Raw genomic sequence first — 13,688 nt, 5'->3', positions numbered from 1 at the left:
TTTTTAATCAATTTTTTTTATATCCGACCTGATATAGCGCATGCTAATCAGGGCAGCTAATGCTCCCAGGCCGCCCAGGCCCAGGCCGATGGCCATAACCCTGGTCTCCAGCTGAATCAGCATCAGAAGATTGAATAATATCCCCAGAACGGGAAGGACCGCAAGCTTCCCCCACGAAATTGGCACCCGGAAGGGGCGAGCGATCTGGGGCTTTTTGTATCGCAGGGATATCAGGACGGCATTGATCACAATGAAGGTCACAAATACGGTGAAGTTGTTGACATTGGCCACGAAGGCGATATCCTCCAGGAAGACAAAGGACATGGCTATGATCATGGAGAGGATTGTAGCAATCCAGGGAGCATGGGTTCGAGGGTGGACAGATGCCAGGATTGGGGGAAGCGATCCGGAACTGGCCATGCCGTAGATGATCCGGGATGAGGCGAGGAGCATGAGCAGAACGGTGTTGGTGGTAGCAAAGAGCGCCATGATGGATATGATGGCAGAGGCATTCGGTCCCAGGGCATAACGGGCGATGTCAGAGAAGGGGGCACAATCCTTCGTGGGACAAATTTTCCATTCGCGTTCAAGACGCATGCTTGTCTACGAGAGTTAACATGGTTAGTTTGTGGGTTGGAATCAGAGTTCCAATGAGGCAGCAGCCTTCACTGCCCATATCAAGCATAACAGGAATACCAGGCTTATCACAGTTTTCATCCTGCTTGTATAATACCTGTCCTGAGGATCATTTAAGTTTGTGGTTGGTTCCGGATCGCGGTTCACCCCAGATGCAAAAGGATACAGAGAATTTGCGATTCAAGTTCACCCATGCCAAATAGCGAGAAGCCATTAAAAGAAGATGAGCCTTCGGGGCTGGATCGATAAGGCCCCGAGATAATTCAAGGCCTCAGGGAATAAATCCTTGACCGTCCCTTCTTATTCACATTGATCTTGCCCTCTCTGCCCAGCCAGCCCAGTGCGCCATGGACATCATCTATCCGCAGAGCGGCAGACTTGGCCAATTCCCTGGCCGGCATCGGGCCCTTTAGGCTGAGCAGGTCCCAAATTATGCCGGCATTGATACCGAATACCAGATCCACAGACTCCTCCGTCATCCCCCCTCCCTTCCCAGTCACTCTCTTTGATTTGACCGCTGCCACTCCTGCTTCAGCCATTCCTCTCTTCTTCCTGGACCTCGGTTTCTTCTCAGTTTCATTGGCCATTTTTTATATCCTCCAATATGTATCCTTTTTTAAATACGACTTCATGGAATTTAAAGTTTTTCTGAGCTAAAATTGCAGATTTGGTCATAGTCACTGGTTCAAGGTGCGGGATGCAGGCCCAATGTGCTATATGTGAAATGTATATACCGATCCCGGCCCAAAAGCGATAAATACCGAGGACTATGACTTAATTGCTCGTAATGGTTCTGCATAAAGGAAGCAAGAGATCCACGTCTGGCGATTTCTTGAGGGGCTATTGTCATTCTTCTGCCTGGCTATGCTCTCATGGCAAAACGCCTTTGACACCAAAATCCCAAAGGAGAAACTGCTGCCGATTCCAGCACTGCAGAAGTTGCTGCAGATCTATCATCGCAAGAAGACGGGAATCTCTAAATATTCAAATAAAGAATAAAAGAGGACGAATTCGGAGGTTTAAATCATGCTTGATCGATTCACAAATTTCCTCACAATATTGATTACCTCTCTTTTGGCCATCTCTCTTTTCTGTGCCTTTGCCCTGGCAGAGGAAGAGGATGACAATGGTCCTGAGCATTCTCTAGGCTCGGGTGATTCTGATTGGTGGACGACATACCCGGACAAAAACATCGACTCTGGCTCTGCCGTAAATCACCCGGATTGGGTTATTGAGGCTCTGGAGGACAGACCTCTGCTGATCCTGATCCACCAGAACAACTGCCTGCCCTGCGTGACCCATGTCCCCAGGATAAATGATGCTATAAAAATCCACAACGACGATATCCGGTTCTACAGCATTCTGGCTGAGGGAGACGGAATCCTGAAGGCGATGGAGGTTCTGGATATCTACAGTCCCACAGGCAAGAAGCAGTATGTTCCCACCACCATCTTCCTCACTCTGATAGAGAACGAGGACGGCGAGGTTGAGGTTGGCTGGCATAGCGAGATTGATATCATGAGCACGGACGATATCAACAGCTATGCAGACGATTCCATTTACTATCACCAGCAGAATGCGGCTGACTGGGAGCAGTGATCGGCCTAATGGCAGTGAAAGATGGCGTGGGTGGTCTGAGCAAGCCGGGCTCTAATCCCCCTCACGCTCTCATTTTGCCAGTTTCTATTATATCTTTATTCGCGCTATTATTCATATCCCTATCCATCAGTCCCGCGCTAGCAGATGAAGCGCAGGCGCCGGACTTTTTCGCAACCAGCTGGGATCAAAGGAGCTTCAATCTATCCGATTTCATGGGCTCCCCGGTGGTCCTGCATATAACAAATATCGAGAACCCCCTATGCATTGAATGCGAAAAGTCCCTCTCGGGGCAGGTAGAGGAGCTTGCAGCCCTCAAGGCCCTAGACACCAATGTCCAGATAGTAACCCTGAACCTGAGGAAGAACCCCTATTCCATTGACGGCCGGGAGCTGGCCCAAACCTGGTGGGAGGTCAATATAACCTGGCCCTGGATCGAGGATCTGGACCCATATCCCATAGGGAGCAAATACCTGGACTATTGGACGGTGAGAGGCGGCTCTTCCAATCCCACCATTGTTCTGATCGACAGAGAGGGCAGAATCGGCCCGGTCTACCACGTCTACCGGGTGGGTGAAGGGATAGAAGATGGGGTGCAGAAGGCCCAGAGCCTTCTGGATGACATCCAGGAGCTCAATGGGACAGCTCTTATGGTGGAAGGGGAAGCCTCCCCTCCTGCAGAGGTGGAGGCCCGCCCAGAGGGGGCAGCAGGCATCTTCTCCGCCCTCTGGACCAGGATGGAGAATGAGGTCTCAAGGAAGGATGTCACCGCCTTTGGCATGTTCCTTCTGGGCATCTTCACCTCCCTTGCCCCCTGCTCCATCGCCCTGATGATCGCTGTGTTCTCTTATGTGATGACCGTTCGCAGGAAGGACGAATACCTGCGAGCCAGCGCCTCCACCTCAAGAGAGGGATTCATGATCGGCGTCGCCTTCACCCTCGGCATGGCGGTTGTCTTCTTTGTGCTCGGGCTGTTCATATCCCAGATAGGCGTCTTCTTCCGGGATTCAAAGATCTTCGACCTTCTGGCCGGGAGCATCATGGTCATGCTTGGAATCGGCAGCTTCAAGCCCCTGGGGGAGATCATCGAGCCGGTCACATCCCGTATGCGCTTCCATCAGGCTGGCGTCGATGGGACAGATGAGCCATCCGATGGTCCAGGCTCAGCCAGCTTGGCCGAGCCCATGGAGGAGGAGAAGAGCCTGCTCCAAAAGGCTGTGGAGTTCTCGCTAAACCTCTTCCGCTATTCTGCGTTCATCGGCGCCTTCACCCTGGGGATCTTCTTCGCCCTGGGTTGGGCTCCCTGTGCCCTCTCCATGGTGATGCCAGTCCTGATCTGGCTGGCAAGCCAGGATGTCGCCCCCCTGGTCGGCGGGACGATGCTCTTCTTCTTCGGCATCGGCCATGGAGTGCCCATCATCCCCATCACCACCTTCTCCCGAATGGTGGGCGGCAGGATCGGGGAGAAGTATATATCGGTGGGAGAGTGGACCAGCAAGATCTTCGGGCTGCTGGTAATCCTGGTGGGCCTGGTCTATGCCGCCAGGTATTTTGGATACCTGTTATGGTAAGGGTACAATAACGGCGCAGTAATTACAGTGTGAGGATATCGAGGGGAAGGTGAGATTACATTTCGACCATGCTGAAAAGCCTGCAGGAGATTGTCGGGGAGAGGGTCTCCTCCTCGCTGGCAGAGAGGTGCTGCTACTCTTCCGACGCCTCCCAGGTTTCTGGATACCCTGATTTCGTCGTCCGGCCAGCGAATACGGGAGAGGTCTCCAGAATTATGATGCTGTGCAATGAGAGGGATGTGCCGGTGGTCGCCCGGGGAGCGGGAAGCGGACTTGCCGGCGGGGCGTCTCCGGTCTCCGGCGGCGTGGTTTTAGATATGTCCGGAATGGATCGCATTCTGGAGATGGACCTGGAGAACCTGCAGGTCATCGTTGAGCCGGGAGTGGTGGCAGAGAAGCTCAATTGGGCTCTTGAGCCTCATGGATTCTTCTTTCCCCCAGATCCGGGCAGCAGCAGCTTTTGCACCATCGGGGGCATGATATCCTACAACAGCAGCGGCATGCGCTCGGTCAAATACGGCACCACCAGAAGCTATGTGCTGGATTTAGAGGTTGTTCTGGCGGATGGTAGGGTGATTCATACCGGCTCCCGGAACCTCAAATCCGCAGCCGGATACGACCTCACCCGGCTATTCGTCGGCTCGGAGGGAACCCTTGGCATCATCACCCGGGCGGGACTGAAGGTTGCCCCTCTGCCCAAAGAGAGGAGGCTGGTATTCGCCAGCTTCGAGAGCGCAGAGGCTGCCGGGCAGGCGGTGATAGCGGTATTCTCCCAGGGGATAACCCCATCCGCCTGCGAGATACTTGACCGGACCACTCTGAAGGTCCTGAGGCTTGTCGATCCCAAGCTTGCCCTGCCGGATGACGGGGACGTGATACTATTCGAGGTGGACGGCTCAAGAGATTCGACCGCAGAGGCAGCAGAGCAGATCGAAAAGGTCTGCCGGCCGATGGCCATTACGATAAGGCAAGCTTCTGGCCGGGAGATGGAGCCCATCTGGGCGGCGAGGAGGCTGGTGGGAGCGGCCATTTCGCGTCTGGACCCGAAGAAGACCAGGATCTATATGGGCGAGGATGTGGGGGTTCCCATAAAGCAGATTCCGGCGCTGATTAAGAGAGTGCAGCAGATCACTGCAAGCGTGGGCATTCCTGCCATGAAGTACGGCCATATAGGAGACGGAAATCTGCATGTCGCATTGTTCATCGATGTCAACGATCCGGATCAGTGGGATCGGCTCAGGACGGCAGCCGACAGAATCCACCGAGCGGCCCTGAGCCTGGGAGGGACGGTCAGCTCTGAGCACGGCATAGGCCTTGCCCGTGCGGAGTATATGGCAGAGCAGGTAGGGAAAGAGAGCTTGAATGTGATGCGAGCGATCAAGAAGTCTCTGGACCCAAGGGGGATACTAAATCCAGGAAAGATGGGGCTATGACTGATAATGAATCGTGGATTTCAGCATTCCACAGAATAATCTTTGCTCTTTGAGCTTTTCTTTGGATCCGCCTCTCTGAGCAGATCAGCTATATCTTCCATTGAATCTTTCTCTCGCAGAGCTGCCAGCTCAGGAGGCGATTCCTGGAACAGCTCCAGGGCGTTGAAGAACCGGTCCAGAATATCTCCCTGATAGGTGGGGACCAGAAAGATATGGGTATGAGGGATCCTCCTGCCCCGAGCATACATGCAGACGAAGTCAGGTTCCAGGGCGATCATCATCTTTTCCGCCACCACCTTTGCTACTTTAAAGAGGCTGGCATTCTCATCATCTGAGAGTTCATGCCACCAGGGCACATGTCTCTTAGGTATCACCAGACAATGGCCTTTAGAAAAGGGGTTGACGTCCAGAATTGCCAGCGATAGTTCATCCTCATAAATCCTGTAGCATGGCAGATCTCCAGCAACGATCTGGCAGAAGATACAGCCTTTCTCTTTCCCGGTGCTCTCAGCCATAAAGCCTCCTCTAATTCTATTAGGGTATTATTGATGATCAATCCTTCGCCATGCAAAATATTCCTTATTTGGATGGAGATCTTTTTATGCCGGATGAACAGGATGCGATAGAACGAAATGCAGAACATGAAACAGGATAAGAGGGCCTTCAATCTGTGCGTTCGCTGCGGGACCTGTCGCACCGTCTGTCCGGCCTTCCTGGAGAGCGGCTGGGAGTCGGCCAACACCAGAGGGCGGATGATGATCATCAAGGAGCTCACCTCGGGCCGCCTGCAGGCAGATGGTGATGTGCTCAGGAGCCTTAACACCTGCACCACCTGCGGCCTGTGCACTGAGAACTGCCCGGCAGGCATCTCCCCACCGGAAATCATCGAGAGGGCGAGAAGGATGCTTGCCATTCAGGGAAAGGTGACTCCGGAGCAGGATGCTCTCAGCCGGAGTATCTTCCAGAGCGGCAATACCTTTGGCACAGGGGACGACCGGCTGGCGTGGCTCCAGGACAGGAGCCTGGTCAGGAAGAAGGCGGATTATGTCTACTTCGTGGGCTGCATGAACTCCTATCGCTACCATGAGACGGCCAAGAATACGTTCTCCCTCCTCAGCCGGTTTGGAGCTACCCTGCTGCCAGGAGAGCAGTGCTGCGGCTCGCCCTTGCTTCGAATGGGGTTTGATGCCAGTGAACTGATCGAAGAGAACTCCAGGCAGATCAGAGAGATTGGGGCGAGCACGGTGATCACCGGCTGCGCAGGCTGCTATACTACCCTGAAAAACAGCTATGGGAACCAGTTTCAGGTTTTGAGCGTGCCCGAGTTTCTTGCTAGTCACATCTCGGAAATCGATCTGAAGCCTCTGGATATCACTGTGACCTATCACGATCCCTGCCACCTGGGACGGCACAACCGGATCTACGAGCAGCCGCGCCAGGTCATAAGGGCCATCTGCCGCCTGGTAGAGATGAAAGCAAGCCGGAATGCTGCCCGATGCTGCGGTGGAGGGGGTGGGGTGCGGGCGGGATATAAAGATCTATCTCTGCAGATGGCCAGGAGGAGGCTGGAGGATGTGCCGGATGATGTGGATTATATTGTCACCTCCTGCCCGCTGTGCATCAGGAATCTAAGGGATGGGGGAGGAGGAGAGAAGGTGATCGACCTGGTGGACCTGGTGGGAATGGCTATGGAATGAAGGGGGATGAGCTGTCCATCGAGGAGGTGCTTCTCTTTCTGTAGAATATCTCAGATTTTTCCCCTTTCCATTCCACTCGATATCCCTCGTAGCCCCTCTGGATGAGCTCCCTCTGGCACTCGATATTCAAGCAAGTGATTGCGGTTTCATCTCCGGTGGCAGCCATACCTGTACCGGTCATCGGCCAGTTTACATTCTTATAGAGGATGTATCTCCACCAGCCGGCAAACTTGGGATTCAGTGCCCTGACCCTGAACCCGCAGGAGAGGAGGTTATTCAGGCTGACCGGATTTTTCGGGGATACGGTGCAGCAGATGTGCTCATACCCAGAGCTTTCCAGCACCTGCAGGTGGGCTGCGGCCAATTCCCGCTGCAGGCCGCATCCCCTGAAATGAGGGTGGACGGCGATGGCCTGGAGGTGGGCGAGTTTTTTCAGATCCTCTTCAGCCAGGTTCAAATCCCGGCCCAGGTTATCTTTCTCCATCCCTGGATAGCGAATTATGCTATAGGCGGCAAGCTTTTCCTCTGCCAGGACCCCCAGGACGGAAAGTTCCGTCTGGAATATCCGGCTGAGGTACTCCTCATCGTGAGGCATGAAGATTTCAATCTCGTGCAGGGTGCTGACTACCAGAGACTGCAGGGCGGCCAGGTCTGAGAGTGAGCACTCAGCAAGAAACCTCATCTCCAGGCATTTGCCCCGTCTTACGAAGCTGCGGGGATAGGAATCTGCCATATCTCTTTGGCCGGTCAAATGCTCTCGAACCATCTTCTTTATTTCTTCCTGGATTCAAAATATCTCTCGTACTCCTTTATGAGGGCCTCTTCATAAAGATCCTCGATATCCTCGGGAATGAAATTCTGCCTTCTTACCTCCCTGATCATTTCACGGCCCTCAATCTCCTCTGCCGTCATTCCCTTCTCGAAGTAATCATGAAATAATTCGTCCAATCCTTTCACTTCCATAGAGCACTTTCCGACCTTGACCTGGCAAAATCCCACGGTCCACTCGTAGTAGCAATCCTTCTTGCCGTTCTTCCTTGCCAAAACCCCATCCATTGATATTTTAATCACATCCGAATTCCTTAGAAAGAATAAATCCGACTGCCCTCTGCGACCATCTCCTCCACCAGCAGCTGGTAGAAGTCCTCAGGCACCCTCACCCCTTCTCCCGCCTGCACACCTCTCGCATCCAGGTCCTCTTTGCAGGCCATAACCTTTCCAGGCCATTTTTCCATGAGGGCTTCATCCAGAAGATTGTAGACACCGTCTCCCGCCAGATAGAGAACTGGATCATCGCCGTGCTCCATCAGGCGCAGGCACAGCTCTGCCCGTTCACTCTGGGGCGGCTTGGTCAAAAGGAAGATATCTCTATTTGCCATAATTCAACCTTTATAGTGCAATCAGACCGTCGGCAGCAAGGGCCTGCTTCATAAAATCCTCCTCATCCACAAGCTCCACCCTCTCCACCAGCCCGCGGCTCAAGAGGCCCCTCTCCGTCAGGGAGGGCTCATGTGCCATGACCCGCAGCTCGGGGTAGGCATAGAGGATATCGGAGAGGTTTGGCACATCAAGAAGGCTGGTGTCCTGGCCGGCAAGGGCAAGATATACCCCATCGGCGTACAGGCCCAGATTTACATCCATCTTGATGCTCACCGCTGCCGCATTGAGAACGCCATAAGCCTTTTCGCTTCCGTAGGGAGCGCTGTCGAGAAGATAGAAGATCGATCGCATGAATAGCTAACCTCACGACTTATGATCTCATGAAGATCGATCTCACAGTGCAATCACCCGGTCGCTCTTCTCCAGCATCTCTGCCAGGTCATAGAGGCTGGTGATCTTTATCCCCTGCAGGTAATCCGGGCATGTTCCGTCTTCCTCTGCCCGATAGCCTCTGGCAGCAGCGCATCTAGCGCAGGCCCTGACCACAGCTCCTCTATCCGCCAGTTCCTGGAAGAGCTTGCCAGTAATTTTAAAATTTGAGGGATTCTGGCCGCTCTTTGGAATATGGACTGCATCCAGGTAGAGGAATATGTTCACCTGGAACACATTTAGCGCCCGGGAGGCGATCTTAAAGGCCATATCTGCATACTGGGAGATATAAGGCCCGTCTGTGAGTATGATGGTCAGGGTCTTCAACTGCTCACCTGCATGGCATCTTCAAAGGTACTCCAGCAGAGTCCTGATGTGCTCGAGATTGGTGGCATACCTGGGCTCGAGGAGCGGCGTGCATTTATCAATCTCGGTCTCCCTGCCCACCAGCTTGATGGCAAAGGCATAGCAGCTCTGCTCGCCGCAGATCTGGCAGTCGGTGCGGGGAAGGTACTGGTAGATCTCAGCATGGTCCACTTTGACCTTCTCCCGCGGAACTGGAGTGACTCCCTTAGCAATAGCCTCATTGATGGTCTTTTTCAGGTCCTCCAAAACCTCCCTGGCCTCTGCCTCGCTCTTGATCATGGTCATGGTCACGCTGCCGGTGGAATAGATGGTGATCAGAATGTTGCCCCTCTGAATAATCAGAGCGCCGATCCGATCGGAGTACCTGGCCCGGGGGAAGAGGGGCTCCAACAGTTTTAGCGCTCCTTCCAGCGGTGGCTCGAAGCGGGCGATTATCCTGAACTTGCTGCTGTCGGCGATGCAGGGCAGGAGCTGGCGAAGCTCGACGACCTGCAGGGGTCTGGTGCCAGCCAGGTCTTTTTTCGTTTCTGCCGGCTTGTCGGATTTGGTCTCCATGAAGTTCTTTCCGAAATCCGTGATGAGGACCCTGTCACCTCTCGTGTCAGCCAGGCCGGCTTGCTTGAGCATTTGCAGGTGGTAGTCGAGCATGGTACCTCCCACTGCTTGCTCAATCTCTTCTTTTGTCCTCTCCTTTTCCACCAGCATGGCCATGATCTTCCTTCTCGTAGCATTGGCCATGGCATTGCTCACGAGCTTTACCTCAGCAGGCGATCCAGTCATTTTTCATCACATCTTCATATCGCATCCATATGTCGCATCTTTAGTCTTCGGACTTCAAAGGGCTTTCACAGAATATCTTCTCCGGGGCGGAAGGATAGTACCTGTCCCTCAGCTTCAAGGCCACGTTCACCAGGGCGATCAGGACCGGCACCTCGATCAAGGGGCCGATAACCGCAGCGAAAGCCTCCTGGGAGGCGATGCCAAAGACGCCCACAGCAACGGCGATGGCCAGCTCGAAGTTGTTGCTGGCCGCAGTAAATGAGAGTGCTGCAGTGTTCTCGTAGCTCACGCCCAGCTTGTAGGACATAAAGAAGCTAACCGAGAACATCAGCAGGAAGTAGATGGCTAAAGGTATGGCCACCCGCACCACATCCAGGGGGAGCTGCACGATGTAGTCCCCCTTAAGAGAGAACATGACGACTATGGTGAAGAGCAGGGCGACTAGGGTTAAAGGCGATATCCTGGGCAGGAAATCCCTCTCATACCAGCTCTTTCCCCGCGCCTGGATAAGGCTGAACCTGGTGACTATCCCTGCCAAGAAGGGAATTCCCAGGTATATGAATACGCTTTCAGCGATCTGGGATATGGTAACATCAACTGCCGTGCCCGCTGCAATTCCCAAAGCTGCCGGCAGGACGGTGATGAAGATGTATGCATAGATGGAGTAGAAGAACACCTGAAAGATGGAGTTTAGTCCCACCAGGGCGGCGCAGTACTCGGTGCAGCCGCAGGCCAGCTCGTTCCAGACGATGACCATGGCGATGCAGCGGGCAAGGCCGATGAGGATTATGCCATACATGAGATGAGGCGAGTCCCGCAGGAAGATCACTGCCAGGGCGAACATCAGAATGGGGCCCACGATCCAGTTCTGAACCAGGGAGAGGCCCAGAACCTTTCGATCTGTAAAGACCTGTCCCAGCTCCTCGTACTTGACCTTGGCCAGTGGCGGATACATCATCAGTATCAGGCCGATGGCGATGGGAATTGAGGTCGTGCCGATCTGCAGGCTGAGGATGAAACGGGTTATCCCGGGAGCATAATAGCCAAGGGCGATTCCCAGGATCATGGCCACGAATATCCAGATGGTAAGGTAGCGAGAGAGAAAATCCAGCCCCTTGCTCATCCCATTTGACCCACTTGATCCACTTGACATATCGCTCCACCATCCCCCTTAAAAATGCAATTATGTCCTGCCGAGCTTTACGTACTTAGAATCAGAATCATCTCCCTTGCCCTCATGCGACTGCCAGTCTCCCCAGGAGTAGACGGCAGCCTCGTAATCCATGAGCTGCAGAGAATATGCCACCAGAGCAGATTAGCTGTAGTCATCGGAATAGACCACAATAGGCATATCCTTATCCAGCCGGCTGAAGACGGTTCCTAGATCGCCACCGTTCTTGATTTTATCTCCTTTTATCACATTGGCCGGGTCCAGGGCTGTGGAGCCGGGTATGCGGCCTTTTCCAAAGTCCACAAAAGGCCGGACGTCCACGATCCGAGCCTGGCCGGACTTAACATAATCGTATTCTGCTATCACGCCAGGCCTTACGGAGGGATTATATTCAGCAGCTGGAATTACCGTCTTCTGGGCCTCAACCGGCAGGCCTGCAGCCTTCCAGTCATCCAGGCTTCCCTCCAATAGCCTCACATCATCCTGTCCCAGATGTCTCAGGACCAGGAATGCCAACTGCGCCTCGCCAGAGCGTTCTGCACTTCCATATACAACCACGGAGTCCTCTTTCGAGAGGCCTGCCTCACCCAGGAGCCTGGACAGCTCTTCATCGCCCTTGAGATTGCCATTGCTGTCCAGAAAGTCCTTGCTGGGGATGTGAATAGCGTTCTTGATATGAGATGCGGCATAGCCATCTCCGTTAGATGCATCTATTATCACATCAGAGCTGGAGACGCTCTTCATGAGCTTCATGATAATGCCATTGGGGTATGATGCCAGCCTATCGGGCGGATTTTGAGGGCTGCTGGAGCTTACTGCAGCGCTTTCTTGCGATCCTTCTGCCTGTGCGGACTGGATGGGCTGACTGGGCATGCCTGTGCCAGCATCGGAGTTCAGAAATCCGCTGGGATCCCAGGTGCCTTCACTGCAGCAGCCGGCATTGGCCAGGGGAGCTAGTGTTAACAAAGAAATCATGAGAATTGCTGGAATAGTAAAATCATTTTTTGTCATTGGAGTTGCCTCTTCGGTCTTTAGATTCAATCAATATGTTTACCAGATTGAGCATCTCAATCACTGCCCCTTCTGAGAGCCTGTATCTGGACCATCTTCCGTCTTTGCGCTCTTTGATCAGACCGGCATTCTTGAGGATGGAGAGATGATGAGAAGTGCTGGATTGGGGTCGGTCAACGCCGATCATGATCTCGCAGGCGCATAGCTCCCCCTCCCGCAGAAGAGAGAGAATCTTGAGGCGGCAGGGATCGGCCATGGCCTGAAAGATCTCAGATTCGGTCTTGAGCTCCTCTTCATCCAGATCTATGGTCAGGGAGCGCAGCCTGTTCACCTTGCACTCTGCCTTATCGCGATCGCCGATGAGCCTGGTCATCCTATCGACGGCCTCTTTGGATATGCATGACATGAGTCTCCTCTCACCTCAGCAGCATGTGCAGCTTTTTTGAGCAAGGAGATTGTCTCTCTCTTTCTGCAAGCAATCGCCGCAGATCCTGATTCTTCCCCTTTCTTTATGTGTAACCAGGAAAAAGGATTTCCCGCTTCTATTGCATATTTCGCATTCCATAGTGACCTCAAATAAGCAATACAACACCATATCCAGCAATCTCGATATATAAGAGTTTCCAGTCAGGCGATGAAGAGCAGGTACGACATCTGACGATAAGTATATATAATGAAATTGATATATGTATTCCTGCTGTCTGCAAATCTTATTTAACAACCATTGATTCATAATTCATTTTAAATATAATACTATGCATGATCTCAAAGCAAATGTTTTCCTCAGGTATGCCTATATAGATCGAATTGACGAAAGTCTTATATCCAATAATGTCGATGTGCTGAGATTAGCTCCTCATACCAACAGCAAGATGTCGATGTGATAGTTGGATCGGCATGGGAATGAGTGGGGAAAAGGAGAGTGTACCATGGATATTGTATCGAGAAAATATGGCATTGCCTCATTAATTGCATTAATTCTTATCGCTTTTGGCTTCAATGCAGCGGGAGCTGAATACTCCTTAGGATCGGAAAGCGATGACTGGTGGAAAGAATATCCCGATCAGTCTACGGGTGCAGGCGGCGATGTCAGCCATCCTGATTGGGTATTGGACGCTCTGGAGAGCAAGCCTGTGCTGATCTATGTGCATAAAGAATGTGATTATTGTGTACCACAGACCGAGGCCGTGCAGAAGATAATCGACGAATTCAGCGGAGAGATCACGATCTTCGAGTTGGGTGCCGATGGCAGTGATGTCAGGTCTGGTGAAGCCCTGCAGGCCTATGATCCCAATGGCGGCCTCGACATGTTCGTTCCTCTGACCGTCATATTGACCCTGGCTCCCGATTCTGAAGGCGAGATCGTGGCAGTCTGGCACAGCTCGGATGAAATAACGGGCGAAGAGTGGATCAGGAACTATGTGGAAGACGCCATAAGCCTATATGATGAGAACTACGCAGACTGGGATAATTAAAGCCGGATTTCAGATAAAGGGATCGTTGTCATGTCCACGAAATGCAAGAAATCCCTGATATCGGGACCCGTCACACTTTTTGCGGTTATAATTTCCATTATCTTTTCCATCTTCTCCATATGCTCATCACCTGCTATATCCCA

At 52.9% G+C, this 13,688-nt stretch carries 19 protein-coding genes; 5 read left to right on the top strand and 14 right to left on the bottom strand.

Annotation, left to right across the window (positions count from 1 at the left end; genetic code table 11):
* Positions 1-3: 3 nt before the first annotated feature.
* On the bottom strand, positions 4-597 hold the full coding sequence (locus MCON_RS12930) for an APC family permease (protein ID WP_013720394.1): 594 nt from the start codon (positions 595-597) through the stop codon (positions 4-6).
* A gap of 302 nt (positions 598-899) precedes the next feature.
* Positions 900-1,223, bottom strand: a complete 324-nt coding sequence (locus MCON_RS12925; protein ID WP_013720393.1) for a winged helix-turn-helix domain-containing protein — start codon at positions 1,221-1,223, stop codon at positions 900-902.
* A gap of 439 nt (positions 1,224-1,662) precedes the next feature.
* Between MCON_RS12925 and MCON_RS12920 the strand changes: the two genes are divergently transcribed.
* The 3 genes from MCON_RS12920 (at position 1,663) to MCON_RS12910 (ending at position 5,236) form a co-directional block, all read left to right on the top strand.
* A complete protein-coding gene (locus MCON_RS12920) occupies positions 1,663-2,235 on the top strand; it encodes a hypothetical protein (protein WP_013720392.1) in 573 nt (190 codons plus the stop codon).
* A gap of 8 nt (positions 2,236-2,243) precedes the next feature.
* Positions 2,244-3,803 carry a cytochrome c biogenesis protein CcdA gene (locus MCON_RS12915; RefSeq protein WP_013720391.1) on the top strand — a complete coding sequence of 520 codons (1,560 nt, stop codon included), beginning with the start codon at positions 2,244-2,246 and terminating at the stop codon, positions 3,801-3,803.
* A 68-nt stretch (positions 3,804-3,871) separates the two neighbouring features.
* Positions 3,872-5,236, top strand: coding sequence for an FAD-binding oxidoreductase (locus tag MCON_RS12910; RefSeq protein ID WP_013720390.1), 1,365 nt, complete (start codon positions 3,872-3,874; stop codon positions 5,234-5,236).
* A gap of 20 nt (positions 5,237-5,256) precedes the next feature.
* Here MCON_RS12910 and MCON_RS12905 read toward each other — a convergent pair whose 3' ends face one another.
* Positions 5,257-5,751, bottom strand: coding sequence for an HIT family protein (locus MCON_RS12905; protein ID WP_013720389.1), 495 nt, complete (start codon positions 5,749-5,751; stop codon positions 5,257-5,259).
* 117 nt (positions 5,752-5,868) lie between these two features.
* Between MCON_RS12905 and MCON_RS12900 the strand changes: the two genes are divergently transcribed.
* Positions 5,869-6,933, top strand: a complete 1,065-nt coding sequence (locus tag MCON_RS12900) for a (Fe-S)-binding protein (protein WP_013720388.1) — start codon at positions 5,869-5,871, stop codon at positions 6,931-6,933.
* On the opposite strand, the gene MCON_RS12895 is transcribed toward MCON_RS12900, so the two are convergent.
* The 10 genes from MCON_RS12895 to MCON_RS12855 are packed head-to-tail and all read right to left on the bottom strand — an operon-like array spanning position 6,923 to position 12,476.
* Positions 6,923-7,666 (bottom strand): GNAT family N-acetyltransferase, encoded by a 744-nt coding sequence (locus tag MCON_RS12895; RefSeq protein ID WP_157863826.1) that lies wholly within the window; start codon positions 7,664-7,666, stop codon positions 6,923-6,925. The genes MCON_RS12900 and MCON_RS12895 overlap by 11 nt on opposite strands.
* 38 nt (positions 7,667-7,704) lie before the next feature.
* Positions 7,705-8,004 carry a hypothetical protein gene (locus MCON_RS12890; protein ID WP_013720386.1) on the bottom strand — a complete coding sequence of 100 codons (300 nt, stop codon included), beginning with the start codon at positions 8,002-8,004 and terminating at the stop codon, positions 7,705-7,707.
* 11 nt (positions 8,005-8,015) lie between these two features.
* Positions 8,016-8,312: a DsrH/TusB family sulfur relay protein gene (locus MCON_RS12885; protein WP_013720385.1), complete on the bottom strand. Its 297-nt coding sequence runs from the start codon at positions 8,310-8,312 to the stop codon at positions 8,016-8,018.
* 10 nt (positions 8,313-8,322) lie between these two features.
* Positions 8,323-8,664 carry a DsrE family protein gene (locus MCON_RS12880; protein ID WP_013720384.1) on the bottom strand — a complete coding sequence of 114 codons (342 nt, stop codon included), beginning with the start codon at positions 8,662-8,664 and terminating at the stop codon, positions 8,323-8,325.
* Positions 8,665-8,706: 42 nt separating this feature from the next.
* A complete protein-coding gene (locus tag MCON_RS12875; RefSeq protein ID WP_013720383.1) occupies positions 8,707-9,069 on the bottom strand; it encodes a DsrE family protein in 363 nt (120 codons plus the stop codon).
* 21 nt (positions 9,070-9,090) lie between these two features.
* Positions 9,091-9,888, bottom strand: a complete 798-nt coding sequence (locus tag MCON_RS12870) for a (Fe-S)-binding protein (protein ID WP_013720382.1) — start codon at positions 9,886-9,888, stop codon at positions 9,091-9,093.
* A gap of 40 nt (positions 9,889-9,928) precedes the next feature.
* Positions 9,929-11,011 (bottom strand): ACR3 family arsenite efflux transporter, encoded by a 1,083-nt coding sequence (gene arsB / locus MCON_RS12865; RefSeq protein WP_157863997.1) that lies wholly within the window; start codon positions 11,009-11,011, stop codon positions 9,929-9,931.
* Positions 11,012-11,071: 60 nt separating this feature from the next.
* Positions 11,072-11,194, bottom strand: coding sequence for a hypothetical protein (locus tag MCON_RS16965; RefSeq protein WP_269798812.1), 123 nt, complete (start codon positions 11,192-11,194; stop codon positions 11,072-11,074).
* A 9-nt stretch (positions 11,195-11,203) separates the two neighbouring features.
* A complete protein-coding gene (locus tag MCON_RS12860) occupies positions 11,204-12,025 on the bottom strand; it encodes a sulfurtransferase (protein ID WP_048132495.1) in 822 nt (273 codons plus the stop codon).
* A gap of 31 nt (positions 12,026-12,056) precedes the next feature.
* A complete protein-coding gene (locus MCON_RS12855) occupies positions 12,057-12,476 on the bottom strand; it encodes an ArsR/SmtB family transcription factor (protein WP_013720379.1) in 420 nt (139 codons plus the stop codon).
* Between the two features lie 523 nt (positions 12,477-12,999).
* Between MCON_RS12855 and MCON_RS12850 the strand changes: the two genes are divergently transcribed.
* Positions 13,000-13,545 (top strand): hypothetical protein, encoded by a 546-nt coding sequence (locus MCON_RS12850; protein ID WP_013720378.1) that lies wholly within the window; start codon positions 13,000-13,002, stop codon positions 13,543-13,545.
* Here the strand turns inward: MCON_RS12850 and MCON_RS16960 are convergent.
* Positions 13,542-13,664, bottom strand: a complete 123-nt coding sequence (locus MCON_RS16960) for a hypothetical protein (RefSeq protein WP_269798811.1) — start codon at positions 13,662-13,664, stop codon at positions 13,542-13,544. The genes MCON_RS12850 and MCON_RS16960 overlap by 4 nt on opposite strands.
* Positions 13,665-13,688: the final 24 nt, after the last annotated feature.

The organism is Methanothrix soehngenii GP6 (assembly GCF_000204415.1).
In the GTDB taxonomy this organism is placed as follows: Archaea; Halobacteriota; Methanosarcinia; order Methanotrichales; family Methanotrichaceae; genus Methanothrix; species Methanothrix soehngenii.
This window is presented reverse-complemented; position numbering and strand designations above follow the sequence as displayed.

Excerpts from the sequence above, each read along its gene's own strand:
- MCON_RS12930 (WP_013720394.1), bottom strand. The coding sequence starts at position 597 with ATGCGTCTTGAACGCGAATGGAAAATTTGTCCCACGAAGGATTGTGCC.
- MCON_RS12925 (WP_013720393.1), bottom strand. The coding sequence starts at position 1,223 with ATGGCCAATGAAACTGAGAAGAAACCGAGGTCCAGGAAGAAGAGAGGA.
- MCON_RS12920 (WP_013720392.1), top strand. The coding sequence starts at position 1,663 with ATGCTTGATCGATTCACAAATTTCCTCACAATATTGATTACCTCTCTT.
- MCON_RS12915 (WP_013720391.1), top strand. The coding sequence starts at position 2,244 with ATGGCAGTGAAAGATGGCGTGGGTGGTCTGAGCAAGCCGGGCTCTAAT.
- MCON_RS12910 (WP_013720390.1), top strand. The coding sequence starts at position 3,872 with ATGCTGAAAAGCCTGCAGGAGATTGTCGGGGAGAGGGTCTCCTCCTCG.
- MCON_RS12905 (WP_013720389.1), bottom strand. The coding sequence starts at position 5,751 with ATGGCTGAGAGCACCGGGAAAGAGAAAGGCTGTATCTTCTGCCAGATC.
- MCON_RS12900 (WP_013720388.1), top strand. The coding sequence starts at position 5,869 with ATGCAGAACATGAAACAGGATAAGAGGGCCTTCAATCTGTGCGTTCGC.
- MCON_RS12895 (WP_157863826.1), bottom strand. The coding sequence starts at position 7,666 with ATGGCAGATTCCTATCCCCGCAGCTTCGTAAGACGGGGCAAATGCCTG.
- MCON_RS12885 (WP_013720385.1), bottom strand. The coding sequence starts at position 8,312 with ATGGCAAATAGAGATATCTTCCTTTTGACCAAGCCGCCCCAGAGTGAA.
- MCON_RS12880 (WP_013720384.1), bottom strand. The coding sequence starts at position 8,664 with ATGCGATCGATCTTCTATCTTCTCGACAGCGCTCCCTACGGAAGCGAA.
- MCON_RS12870 (WP_013720382.1), bottom strand. The coding sequence starts at position 9,888 with ATGACTGGATCGCCTGCTGAGGTAAAGCTCGTGAGCAATGCCATGGCC.
- arsB (WP_157863997.1), bottom strand. The coding sequence starts at position 11,011 with ATGAGCAAGGGGCTGGATTTTCTCTCTCGCTACCTTACCATCTGGATA.
- MCON_RS12855 (WP_013720379.1), bottom strand. The coding sequence starts at position 12,476 with ATGTCATGCATATCCAAAGAGGCCGTCGATAGGATGACCAGGCTCATC.
- MCON_RS12850 (WP_013720378.1), top strand. The coding sequence starts at position 13,000 with ATGGATATTGTATCGAGAAAATATGGCATTGCCTCATTAATTGCATTA.
- MCON_RS16960 (WP_269798811.1), bottom strand. The coding sequence starts at position 13,664 with ATGGAGAAGATGGAAAAGATAATGGAAATTATAACCGCAAAAAGTGTG.